This is a genomic window from Sphingomonas sp., from assembly GCF_040398505.1.
GTDB lineage: Bacteria > Pseudomonadota > Alphaproteobacteria > Sphingomonadales > Sphingomonadaceae > Sphingomonas.
In genome coordinates this window covers 28,341-38,749 of the sequence record NZ_JBBATX010000009.1, presented here as the reverse complement: position 1 = coordinate 38,749, position 10,409 = coordinate 28,341, and the positions used below count along the sequence as shown (strand labels likewise).

Here is a 10,409-nt window from a genome sequence, read left to right as displayed (position 1 = left end):
CCCGCCAGCCAGTCCGACTGCGCTTGCGGGGTGAGCGTGCGGGCGTCGGCAAGCGTGTCGGTGCGCGGATCGACGATCAGGACGCCGGGGACGCCGCCGCCGAAATGCTCGTTGAGGCCATATTGCGCGGCGATATCGAGGTTTTGTCGAAGCGGCCGACATTGACGGTGACGATCTCATAATGTTTGGCGAGGAAGCCGCGCAGTTCGGGCAAGTCCATCGTTCTGTTGAGCAAGCGGCAATCGAGGCACCAGGTTCCGCCGAGATCGATCAGCAGGAGCGTGTGCGCGGCCGTCGCGCGGGCGCGGCGAGGGCGGCGGCGCGCAGGGCGAGGCGCATGGCGGGCCCTTCGTGTTTCCGATCGCTTCCCCGGCGGAGGCCGGGGGCCAGCTGCGCTTGCGGAGGTGGTGAGCGCGGCGCGCGCCAATGCAGGTTTCGCGACGGGGCCCCGGCCTTCGCCGGGGAAGCGCTACGGGGAACACGGTAAGGCGTAGCGCTCGCATTGCAGACACAGAAAAACCCGGCGGGCGTAAAGCCCACCGGGTCTATCTGTCCATCAGTCGAACGCGGTTACGCGATCGACGTAAGGTTCACCGCTGCCATCTTGCCGCGACGATCGACTTCCAGTTCGAATTCGAGCCGGTCGCCCTCGTTGAGCGACGACATGCCGCCACGCTCGACCGCCGAGATGTGGACGAACGCATCGGGCTGTCCGTCGTCGCGCTGAATGAAGCCGAAGCCCTTCATCGCGTTGAAGAACTTGACCGTGCCGGTCGCCTTTTCACCGGTCAGCGAACGCTGCGGTGCGCCGCCGGGGGCAGCGCCACGCGGGCCGCCTGGGGCTGCGTCACGCTCACGCGGCGGGCCGCGGTCGGTGACGGCCATCGGCTCGCCGTCGATCTTGAGATCGGTCGCCGAAATACGGCCACCGCGATCGACCAGGGTGAAGCCCAACGGCTGACCCTCGGCCAGACCGGTGAGACCGGCCTGCTCGACAGCCGAAATGTGCACGAACACGTCCTCGCCGCCATCATCGCGTACGACGAAGCCGAAGCCCTTTTGCCCGTTGAAGAATTTTACGACACCGGTACCTTCGCCAACGACCTGCGGGGGCATGCCGCGGCCAGCGCCGCCGCCTGCGCCACCACCGCCGAAGCCGCCGCCACCGCCGCTGCGGAAACCACCGCCGCCGCCGCCGCCGAAGCGATCACCGCCGCCGCCGCCGAATCGGTCGCCGCCACCGCCGAAGCGATCACCACCGCCACCGAACCGGTCGCCGCCACCGCCGCCGAAACCGCCGTCGAAGCCGCCGCTATCGCCGAAACCGTCGCGCTTGTCGCGCCCGCGCCCGCCACGATCGCCGCGGCGTCCTTTATCGAAACTCATGCCCTGTTCGTCTTCCCGGCTCGTCCGAAACCATCATAGTAACCGCAGCGTCGGACGAAGGACGCGAAGGCACATGCACCAAAACGATTATGGTACCGACTCGTGGTAGCCTAAAAACCGCAGCGCCGCGAATGAATTCGTCTAAAATACGGCACGCCTCACACGGTTCTTGCACGGGCGTTGCAAGCGCGGCACAGAATTGATGATGTCGATCATGTCCCTTATCGCCGATCCCGCCGCCTGGGCGGCGCTCGCCACGCTGATCGTGCTGGAGGTGGTGCTCGGAATCGACAATCTCGTTTTCATCTCGCTGCTGTCGAACAAGCTGCCCGCGGAGCAGCGTATTCGGGCGCGCCGCGTCGGAATCGGGCTGGCGCTGATCCTGCGGCTCGTCTTGCTGTCGGCGATCGCATGGATCGCGGGGCTGGTCGCGCCGGTGGTCGATCTTGGCATCACCGGGGCGGTCGGCGAAAATGGCGTGCCGAGTTTCGAGACAGCGTTTTCGGTGCGCGACCTGATCCTGATCGCGGGCGGCCTGTTCCTGTTGTGGAAGGCGACGACGGAGATTCACCATTCGCTCGACCCCGAAACGGACGGCGGTGGCGAGTCGGGCAATTTGCTCGACAAAAAGCGTGCGGTCGCCCTGTCGTTCGGCGCGGCGATCGTACAGATCCTGCTGCTCGATATGGTGTTTTCGGTCGATTCGATCCTGACCGCGATCGGCATGACCAACGATTTGCCGATCATGATCGTCGCGGTGATCGTCGCGGTCGGCGTGATGCTGCTCGCGGCCACGCCACTCGCCAATTTCATCGAGCGCAACCCGAGCGTGGTGATGCTGGCGCTCGGTTTCCTGCTGATGATCGGCGCGGTGCTGATCGCCGATGGCTTCGGCGTGCATGTGCCCAAAGGGTATATCTATGCCGCGATGGCGTTTTCGGGCGGGGTCGAGGCGCTCAACATCGCGTCGCGCAAAGGGCGGGCGAAGAAGCGCGCGCATTGAACGCACGCGCGCTTCCCGCTAGGGCCGCGCGATGACAGTATATCTCCACGAAGAAGACCTTCCCGCCGACATCTTCGCCGCAGGGGTCGACATTGCCGTCGACACCGAGACGATGGGTCTCATCACGCCGCGCGACCGGCTGTGCCTGGTGCAATTGTCGGATGGCGGTCCGCACGAGCATCTGGTGCGCTTTGGCCCCGACAGCGATTATGCCGCGCCAAACCTGCGCGCTGTGCTCGCCGATCCGGCGCGTGTGAAGCTGTACCATTTCGCGCGCTTCGATCTGGCGGCGATCAGCCATTATCTCGATGTGACCGCCGCGCCCGTCTATTGCACCAAGATCGCCTCGCGGCTGATCCGCACCTATACCGATCGCCACGGGTTGAAGGAGCTGGTGCGCGAATTGCTCGGCCAGGATATTTCCAAGGCGCAGCAATCGTCGGATTGGGGCAGCCCGGAGCTGAGCGACGCGCAGAAGGATTATGCCGCCTCGGACGTGCGCTATCTCCATGCGATGCGCAACGAGCTCGACCTGCGCCTCGCGCGCGAGGGGCGCACCGAGTTGGCGCAGGCGTGTTTCGACTTCCTGCCATGGCGCGCCGAGCTCGACATTGCCGGCTGGCCCGAGGTCGACATCTTCGCGCATGCCTAATCCGGCGCGCACCTCCCGCCAGATCTGGGCCGCACCGGGATCGAGCCACGACCGCGTGATCGCGGTGCTGCGCCGGGTGTTGCCAATGGCGATCGGCGTGCTGGCGGCGTTTGTCGTGGTGTTGCCGCTTTATGCCGGCGGCGATGTCAGCTTCCTGCTCGACAAGAATAAGGTCGAGGTGGCGAAGGAACGCTTGCGCGTCCAGTCGGCGACGTATCGCGGCGAGGATGACCGGGGGCAGCGGTTCGCGCTCAGCGCAGGCTCGGCGGTGCAGAAGAGTTCGGCCGAGCCGATCGTGCTGCTCCATCAACTCTCGGCGCGAATCGACTTGCGCGACGGGCCGGCCAGCATCGTCGCCGATCACGGCCATTACGACATGGACAAGCAGCAAGTCGCGATCGACGGCCCGGTGCGCGTCGACAGCAGCGGCGGATATCGGCTGGAGACACAGAATTCGACGGTCGATCTCAGGACCAAGACGCTCAAAAGCGGCGGTGCGGTGACCGGCACGGTGCCGCAGGGGACGTTCAGCGCGGACCAGATGAACGCCGATCTGGAGGGGCATGTCGTCACGCTCGACGGCAATGCCCGCTTGCGGTTCGTGCCGCGAAGGACGAAATAGTGGCGATGCGCATCCCTCTCCTCTTTGTCGCCGTCACGCTTGCGTGTGCGGGTTCCGCCGCCGCCCAGCAGGCGCACAATTCGAACGCGCCGATCAATTTTGGCGCCGACCATATCGAATTGCAGGACAAGGCCAATCGCGCCGTGCTGTCGGGCAAGGTCTCGGTCACGCAGGCGGAGATGACGCTCAACGCCGCGCGGATGACGGTCAGCTATACCGGCCAAGTCGTCGATGGCAGCCCGCAAGTCTCACGGCTCGACGCGTCGGGCGGGGTGACCGTCACCCGGCCCGACCAGACCGCGCGCAGCAATTTCGCGGTGTACGATCTCAACAAGCGTGTGGTGACGATGCTGGGCGGAGTGACGCTGATCCAGGCGGGCAATACCGTGAGCGGCGGGCGGCTGACGATCAACCTCGATACGGGCCGCGCGATCATCGACGGATCTTCTGTCGGCGGCGGCGGCGCGGGCGCGACGACCAGCAGCGGCGGGCGCGTCAGCGGCACCTTCTCGGTCCCCAAGCGCAACTGACGCGGGCAGCGGGGCGATGCCCCGCCCCACACCTTTCGCGGACGCCGGGTTTCGCTTATACATGCAACAAACCTGCCAGATGCCGGACATCAACGTTTCGGTCACTCTTAAATGCGAGCACGGGACCTGCGATGACCGATAGCCTGACCTTAGACGCCGCACCGCCAATGACCGAAACCGCTGTTTCGGAGGGCCTTTCGGTCGTGTCGATCGCGAAATCGTACGACAAGCGCACGGTGCTGACCGACGTCTCGCTCACCGTTGGCAAGGGCGAAGTGATCGGGCTGCTTGGGCCCAATGGCGCGGGCAAGACGACGTGTTTCTATTCGGTGATGGGTCTGGTGAAGCCCGATTCGGGCCGCATCATGCTCGATGGCGACGATATTACCGGGTTGCCGATGTACCGCCGCGCGATCCTCGGGCTTGGCTATCTGCCGCAGGAAACCTCGATCTTTCGCGGGATGAGCGTCGAACAGAATATCCTGAGCGTGCTCGAACTGGCGGTGCCCGATAAGGACGCGCGCAAGGTCCGGCTCGAGACGCTGCTTGAGGAATTCGGGCTGACGCGGTTGCGCGCATCTCCGGCGATGGCGCTGTCGGGCGGCGAACGGCGCCGCGCCGAGATTGCCCGCGCACTCGCCGCCGACCCGTCGATCATGCTGCTCGACGAACCGTTTGCCGGGATCGACCCGCTGTCGATTTCCGACATTCGCGATTTGATTTCGCAGTTGAAAGACCGCGGCATCGGCGTGCTGATCACCGATCACAATGTGCGCGAGACGCTGAGCATCTGCGACCGCGCCTATATCATTTATGACGGGCGCGTGCTGTTCAGCGGGTCGCCCGACGAATTGGTCGCCGATGCCAATGTGCGGCGATTGTATCTGGGCGAGGGCTTCTCGCTTTAGTCATGGGAATCGGAGCCCATCCTCGCTCCCTTTCCCGTCACCCCGGCCTTATGCCGGGGTCCACCGGCCCGCTTGGGCTGTGGGATGAGGCTCTGGCGTTTCGCGTGCGGCTTGGTGGACCCCGGCACGAGGCCGGGGTGACGGAATTGGGTGTTTGTTCGCCCCCCGAGACGTTGTGAGCCTCGCCCCGCGCCTCGATCTGCGCCAGTCGCAATCGCTGGTGATGACGCCGCAATTGCAGCAGGCGATCCGCTTGCTCGCGCTGTCGAACCTCGAAGTCGAAGGCTTCCTTGCCGAGGAAATCGAGCGCAACCCTTTGCTCGAAGCCAGCGCCCCCGATGACGATGGCCCGACGCAGGAACGCGAGGCCGAGACGCCGCTGCGCGACTCCCCCGCCACCGCCGACGAACTCGTCATGGGCGGCGGCGATGCGAGTGAGGCTTCACTCGACGTCGATTTCACCGCGGAGAGCTTCCACCACGATTCGGTCGCCGATCAGCCGGGCAGCGCCGGAATGGATGGTGCGCTTGGCCTCAACGGCGCGAGCAGCGGCGGCGGGATGGGGGAGGACGGCCCCGATTTCGCGCAGATTGCCGATACCGGCCTCAGCCTGTCCGACCATTTGCTCGCGCAGGCCGGGACCGCCGTCGATGGGCCCGATCTGTTCATCGCGGCGCATTTGATCGATCAGATCGACGAGTGCGGCTATCTCAGCGCGTCCTTGCTCGACATGGCGACGCGGCTCGGCGTGCCGCTGGTGCGGGTGGAGCAGGTGCTCGGCATCATCCAGACCTTCGATCCCACCGGTGTTGGCGCGCGCGATCTCGCCGAATGCCTCGCGCTGCAAGCCAAGGAAGCGGATCGCTACGACCCGTGCATGGCGCGGCTCCTCGATAACCTCGATCTGGTCGCGCGCGGCGATCTCGCGCGGCTGCGGCGGCTGTGCGATGTCGATGACGAGGATCTCGCCGATATGATCCGCGAACTACGTGGCTATGATCCGAAACCCGGCTGCCGCTTCGGCGGGGAGGCGGCGCAAGCGGTGGTGCCCGATCTGTTCGTCGCGAAACGCAAGGATGGCTGGGGCATCGAAATCAACGCGGCGACGCTGCCGCGCGTGCTGGTCAATCGCAGCTATTATACCGAATTGTCGACCGCGCGCGGCGACAAAGCGTCAAAGGCGTGGCTCGGCGAAATGCTCGCCAGCGCCAATTGGCTGGTCAAGGCGCTCGACCAGCGCCAGCGCACGATCATCAAGGTCGCGACCGAGATCGTGAAGCAGCAGGAGGCGTTTTTCCTGCACGGGGTCGCGCATCTGAAACCGATGACGCTGCGGCAGGTAGCCGACGCGATCGAGATGCACGAATCGACGGTGAGCCGCGTCACCAGCAACAAATATCTGTCGTGCGCGCGCGGGCTGTATGAGCTGAAATATTTCTTCACATCGGCGATTCAATCGTCCGACGGCGGCGATGCGGTGTCGGCGCAAGCGGTGAAATCGGCGATCCGCGCGCTGATCGGCGCCGAGGGCGACAAGATCCTGTCGGACGATACGCTGGTCGAACTGCTCAACGCCAAGGGCTTCGACATCGCGCGGCGGACGGTCGCGAAATATCGCGAGGCGCTGGGGATCGGCTCCTCGGTGCAGCGCCGCCGCGCGCGGGCGCTGGAGGGGGCATAGCCGCTGTGATCGTTGCGCTCGATCATGTCCAACTTGCCATGCCCGAAAGCGGCGAGGCCGCGGCGCGGGCGTTTTATCGCGACACGCTCGGCATTCCGGAAGTGCCCAAACCGCCGCAGCTCGCGGCGCGCGGCGGATGCTGGTTCGAGCGCGGGGCGCTCAAGGTGCATCTTGGCGTTGAGCGCGATTTTCGCGCGGCACGAAAGGCGCATCCGGCGTTGCTGGTCGCGGATTTGGCTGCGCTAGCGGCCGCGTTGGCGGCGGGCGGATACCGCGTCGTGGCGGACGAACCGCTGGAGGGGTATGAGCGGCTTTATGTCGATGATCCGTTCGGCAACCGCATCGAGTTGCTGGAGGCGCGACCCTAGTCGCCAATCGGTCGGCCGAACCCGAAGGTCTCGGCCGACCATGCGCGGGTTAGCGTGAAGCAAGCGCCGCGTCGCGAGTCAGTGCCTGACGGGCGATCTGGTGCGACCAGACCGAATCGCCGGTTGGCGTTTCGAGCATCGCATTGTCGAGTGTGAGCGCGCGGCGCAGCGCGGTATTGGCATCGGCAATGCGGCCCGCGCGCTGATAGGCGGCGGCGAGTTCGATCGCGACGCCGCCATCGCTCGGCGAAATCTGCGACACTGCCTCAAGCGCGCGCACGTCGGCGGCGGCGGCATTGCGCGCAGGCGCGGCCGCGGCCGGAGCGACGGCCGCTGCTGCGACAAGGATGGCGATAGCGAATTTCATGGTCATCATCAGTCTCCTGCTTTGATCTGTTACAGAATGATGACATATGTTGCAGATATGTGAAGTGGTAATTTCACTTTTGTGACGAAACGCGGGATTCTCCTTAGTCCGGGAGCGGGGTTGGGGTGGGGCCTCTCCACGGGTGCGTCGGTCTCGGTGATACGGAGACGCCCCACCCCCAGCCCCTCCCCTAAAGGAGCGGGGAGTCCGTCAAATGTCATCGCGCTCTAGCGCGTCCTCGTGACCATGCTTCACCCCCAGCTTCCCGCGCCGCGACTAGGGAGACGAGCAGAGGATCATCGGGACCGGCAGCGTCACCGCACGGCTCGAATTCGTCGCGACGGTGCAAGCGATGGCGGTGTCGAGCGAGCGCATCGCAATGGTCGACACCGCACCGGTCAGTCCGGCAGCGTGATCAGCACTTCATTGCGGCGTAGCGGTGCCGGCATGAGGGGCGAATTATAGAAGGCATAGCTCACCGCCCCGCCGTTGAGCTTTTCCTGCGCCATCCAGCCGCGCAGCGCCGCCTCGGCCTTGGCCAGCGCCGCATCGTTCGCCACGCCCGCAAAGCGATACACCGCGACACGCCGCGGCGGCACCGTCGTGATCGTCACGCCGAGGCCGGGCGAGGGCAGCGTGGCGCGGGTATATTGGGCGGGCATCACGAAGCGCGTGCGCCACTGGTCGCCGGTCCGCTCGCTCGTCACCGGCGCGGTCATCGCGATCGGCGCGTCGCGTTCGCTGAGGACGGGCGCGGTCATCGCAATGCCCTCGCCGCCGCGATTCTTGGCGAAGATATAGTCGGCGAGGCGGCTGAAGCCGCTGCCCAGCGCTGCCTGCCGGGCGCCTTTGGTCTCGGTCTCGGCGACGAGCAATTCGGGATAGCGCCTGATTTCAACCGGCCCATCGGTCCGCTCGACGGTGTAGGGCGGTTGCTCGGTGCGCTTTTCCTGCACGATGAATGCGGCGGCCCCGGCCACCGCGGTTCCCGCGACCGCCGCCGCAATCATCGCCCAATTTCGTTTCTTCATGGCTTGCTTCCTCAATCGTCTTCGTCTTCGAACCCGGCCAGATGCAGCGGCCGCGCCTTGATTTGGCGCGTCTGGCACCAGTGCACCAGCGCATCCTCACGCCCGTGCGTGACCCATACTTCTTTCGGCGCGATTTCGGTCAGGGTGTCGGTGAGTTCGTCCCAATCGGCGTGGTCGCTGAGGATCAGCGGGAGTTCGACCCCGCGCTGCACCGCGCGCTGGCGTATGCGCATCCACCCCGACGCCATTGCGGTGATCGGATCGGGCAAGCGGCGCGACCAACGGTCCGCCAATGCGCCAGGTGGGGCGATGACGATATGGCCCATCATCTCGGCCTTGTTCGCGACCGTGGCAGGGCGCAGCTCGCCGAGGTCGACGCCATGCGCCTGATACAGAGCGCACAGCTTTTCGAGCGCGCCGTGAATATAGATCGGCGCGTCGTGCCCGCGCGCGCGGAGTTCGGCGATGACGCGCTGCGCCTTGCCCAGTGCATAGGCCCCGACGAGCACGCAGCGCTCCGGATTGGCGTGGAGCGCGGCGGTCAGTTTGTCGATCTCGTCGCCGGTTTCGGGGTGGCGGAAGACCGGAAGCCCAAAGGTCGCTTCGGTAATGAAGACGTCGCATTTGACCGGCTCGAACGGAGCGCAGGTCGGGTCGGCGCGGCGCTTGTAATCGCCCGACACGACGATCCGCTCGCCACGATATTCGAGCAGGATCTGCGCCGAACCGAGCACATGGCCTGCGGGGACGAAGGTCGCGGTCACCCCATTGCTTTTATCGGGGCCGAAGCTGCGGCGCTCGCCATAGGCCACGGGATGCCCGGCTTGCGCGCCGTACCGCGCGTCCATGATCGCAAGCGTCTCGGGCGTTGCCCACACCGCATCGTGCCCGCCGCGCGCGTGATCGGCATGGCCATGCGTGACGAGCGCGCGCGCGGTGGGGCGCGACGGGTCGATCCACACATCGGCGGGCTTCACGTAAATGCCGTGGGGTTGGGGATCAATCCAGTCGCCGAGTTTGGTCATGCGGGCGATATGGGGGCTCAAGCCGCGACCAGCAATCGCCGCACGGTCACCGACCCGCGCGCGCCCGAAGCCTTTGGAATTGAGAGTGTTCGCATAACCGCCGGATGCGTTCCCCCCACCGCATAAGGCGCACAGCCCGGCGGATTGTGATTGCCAAGCCTGCCTCCCCCGCCCTTGGTGCGCGCACCCCGACAGTATCAAGAGGTAAGTGTATGCGTTCCAACATTACGAAATCCGCAGCTCTGGCAATGGTGCTGGTCGGCTCGATTGCGCTTGGCGGCTGCGCCACCAAGGGCTTCGTCCGCAGCCAGATCGCCACCGTGAACGAACGCATTGACGGCATTGACGGGCGCGTGCGGACGGTCGAAGGCACGTCGGGTCAAGCCCTGGCGCAAGCGCAAGCCGCCAGCGGTCAAGCGCAGCAGAACGCGCAGCGGATCGACCAAATCAACGGTCGGGTCGATGGACTCGACCAGCAGATGCAAGCGCAGAAGCGCCGGCCACGCGGCTGAGCCCTGCGCACCATCATTTCGCAGCGATGGACGGCCCGGTGAGGCGCGCAAGTGCGTTCACCGGGCCGTTCGCGTGCCTCGGCGCCGCCATCGGGGTGGCGCTGCTCCCCGTGCCCCCCGCCGCCGCGGCCGCGTCGGCCAAGCCCGCGCTCGCCGCAAAGCCCCCGGTCAAGCGCCCGGTCGAGCGCCCCATCAAGCGCAAAGCCGCAAAACCTCCGCCCGTCGTCGCGACGCTGTCGGTGCCCGAACCCGTCCGCTCCGCCGACGCAAGTCGGCTGATCGCGTGGATCGCTTCGGCGCGCGACAATGGCAAACTGCCCTATC

Annotated in this window: 13 protein-coding genes and 1 pseudogene; 10 read left to right on the top strand and 4 right to left on the bottom strand. The window is 65.9% G+C overall.

Features of this window, described 5'->3' with window-relative positions; all coding sequences use genetic code 11:
• On the top strand, positions 1-182 hold a 182-nt coding region (locus ABWP09_RS14465), incomplete at its 5' end, for a hypothetical protein (RefSeq protein ID WP_502959746.1).
• Positions 183-570: 388 nt separating this feature from the next.
• Here the strand turns inward: ABWP09_RS14465 and ABWP09_RS02565 are convergent.
• On the bottom strand, positions 571-1,386 hold the full coding sequence (locus tag ABWP09_RS02565) for a cold-shock protein (RefSeq protein WP_353203597.1): 816 nt from the start codon (positions 1,384-1,386) through the stop codon (positions 571-573).
• 205 nt (positions 1,387-1,591) lie between these two features.
• Here ABWP09_RS02565 and ABWP09_RS02560 point away from each other — a divergent pair, with 205 nt between their 5' ends.
• From ABWP09_RS02560 to ABWP09_RS02530, 7 genes are all read left to right on the top strand, one after another.
• Positions 1,592-2,389 (top strand): TerC family protein, encoded by a 798-nt coding sequence (locus ABWP09_RS02560; protein ID WP_353203596.1) that lies wholly within the window; start codon positions 1,592-1,594, stop codon positions 2,387-2,389.
• Positions 2,390-2,420: 31 nt separating this feature from the next.
• Positions 2,421-3,041 (top strand): ribonuclease D, encoded by a 621-nt coding sequence (locus ABWP09_RS02555; protein WP_353203595.1) that lies wholly within the window; start codon positions 2,421-2,423, stop codon positions 3,039-3,041.
• The gene (gene lptC, locus ABWP09_RS02550) at positions 3,034-3,663 is read left to right on the top strand and encodes an LPS export ABC transporter periplasmic protein LptC (RefSeq protein ID WP_353203594.1); all 630 of its coding nucleotides are present in this window, start codon (positions 3,034-3,036) and stop codon (positions 3,661-3,663) included. Before ABWP09_RS02555 ends, lptC begins: the two co-directional genes overlap by 8 nt.
• A 5-nt stretch (positions 3,664-3,668) precedes the next feature.
• Positions 3,669-4,193, top strand: coding sequence for an LptA/OstA family protein (locus ABWP09_RS02545; RefSeq protein WP_353203593.1), 525 nt, complete (start codon positions 3,669-3,671; stop codon positions 4,191-4,193).
• A gap of 131 nt (positions 4,194-4,324) precedes the next feature.
• Complete coding sequence (lptB, locus tag ABWP09_RS02540) at positions 4,325-5,101, top strand: LPS export ABC transporter ATP-binding protein (RefSeq protein WP_353203592.1); 777 nt, start codon at positions 4,325-4,327, stop codon at positions 5,099-5,101.
• A gap of 175 nt (positions 5,102-5,276) precedes the next feature.
• Positions 5,277-6,782: an RNA polymerase factor sigma-54 gene (rpoN, locus tag ABWP09_RS02535; RefSeq protein WP_353203602.1), complete on the top strand. Its 1,506-nt coding sequence runs from the start codon at positions 5,277-5,279 to the stop codon at positions 6,780-6,782.
• A 5-nt stretch (positions 6,783-6,787) separates the two neighbouring features.
• Positions 6,788-7,150 carry a VOC family protein gene (locus tag ABWP09_RS02530; protein WP_353203591.1) on the top strand — a complete coding sequence of 121 codons (363 nt, stop codon included), beginning with the start codon at positions 6,788-6,790 and terminating at the stop codon, positions 7,148-7,150.
• Between the two features lie 49 nt (positions 7,151-7,199).
• Here the strand turns inward: ABWP09_RS02530 and ABWP09_RS02525 are convergent, their stop codons facing one another.
• From ABWP09_RS02525 to ABWP09_RS02515, 3 genes are all read right to left on the bottom strand, one after another.
• Entirely contained in the window at positions 7,200-7,523 is a 324-nt protein-coding gene (locus ABWP09_RS02525; RefSeq protein WP_353203590.1) for a hypothetical protein, read from the bottom strand.
• Between the two features lie 392 nt (positions 7,524-7,915).
• Entirely contained in the window at positions 7,916-8,548 is a 633-nt protein-coding gene (locus ABWP09_RS02520; protein WP_353203589.1) for an SOUL family heme-binding protein, read from the bottom strand.
• Positions 8,549-8,559: 11 nt separating this feature from the next.
• Positions 8,560-9,573 (bottom strand): ligase-associated DNA damage response exonuclease, encoded by a 1,014-nt coding sequence (locus tag ABWP09_RS02515; protein WP_353203588.1) that lies wholly within the window; start codon positions 9,571-9,573, stop codon positions 8,560-8,562.
• Positions 9,574-9,785: 212 nt separating this feature from the next.
• On the opposite strand from ABWP09_RS02515, the gene ABWP09_RS02510 reads away from it, so the two are divergent.
• On the top strand, positions 9,786-10,085 hold the full coding sequence (locus ABWP09_RS02510; protein WP_353203587.1) for a hypothetical protein: 300 nt from the start codon (positions 9,786-9,788) through the stop codon (positions 10,083-10,085).
• A gap of 38 nt (positions 10,086-10,123) precedes the next feature.
• Positions 10,124-10,409 (top strand): annotated as a pseudogene (locus tag ABWP09_RS02505) (hypothetical protein); the annotation flags it as partial.

What these genes read in the sequence shown, in the direction of transcription:
- ABWP09_RS02520 (WP_353203589.1), bottom strand. Translation starts at nt 8,548, where the DNA reads ATGAAGAAACGAAATTGGGCGATGATTGCGGCGGCGGTCGCGGGAACC.
- ABWP09_RS02515 (WP_353203588.1), bottom strand. Translation starts at nt 9,573, where the DNA reads ATGACCAAACTCGGCGACTGGATTGATCCCCAACCCCACGGCATTTAC.
- ABWP09_RS02555 (WP_353203595.1), top strand. Translation starts at nt 2,421, where the DNA reads ATGACAGTATATCTCCACGAAGAAGACCTTCCCGCCGACATCTTCGCC.
- ABWP09_RS02560 (WP_353203596.1), top strand. Translation starts at nt 1,592, where the DNA reads ATGTCGATCATGTCCCTTATCGCCGATCCCGCCGCCTGGGCGGCGCTC.
- ABWP09_RS02510 (WP_353203587.1), top strand. Translation starts at nt 9,786, where the DNA reads ATGCGTTCCAACATTACGAAATCCGCAGCTCTGGCAATGGTGCTGGTC.
- ABWP09_RS02565 (WP_353203597.1), bottom strand. Translation starts at nt 1,386, where the DNA reads ATGAGTTTCGATAAAGGACGCCGCGGCGATCGTGGCGGGCGCGGGCGC.
- lptC (WP_353203594.1), top strand. Translation starts at nt 3,034, where the DNA reads ATGCCTAATCCGGCGCGCACCTCCCGCCAGATCTGGGCCGCACCGGGA.
- ABWP09_RS02545 (WP_353203593.1), top strand. Translation starts at nt 3,669, where the DNA reads ATGCGCATCCCTCTCCTCTTTGTCGCCGTCACGCTTGCGTGTGCGGGT.
- lptB (WP_353203592.1), top strand. Translation starts at nt 4,325, where the DNA reads ATGACCGATAGCCTGACCTTAGACGCCGCACCGCCAATGACCGAAACC.
- ABWP09_RS02525 (WP_353203590.1), bottom strand. Translation starts at nt 7,523, where the DNA reads ATGACCATGAAATTCGCTATCGCCATCCTTGTCGCAGCAGCGGCCGTC.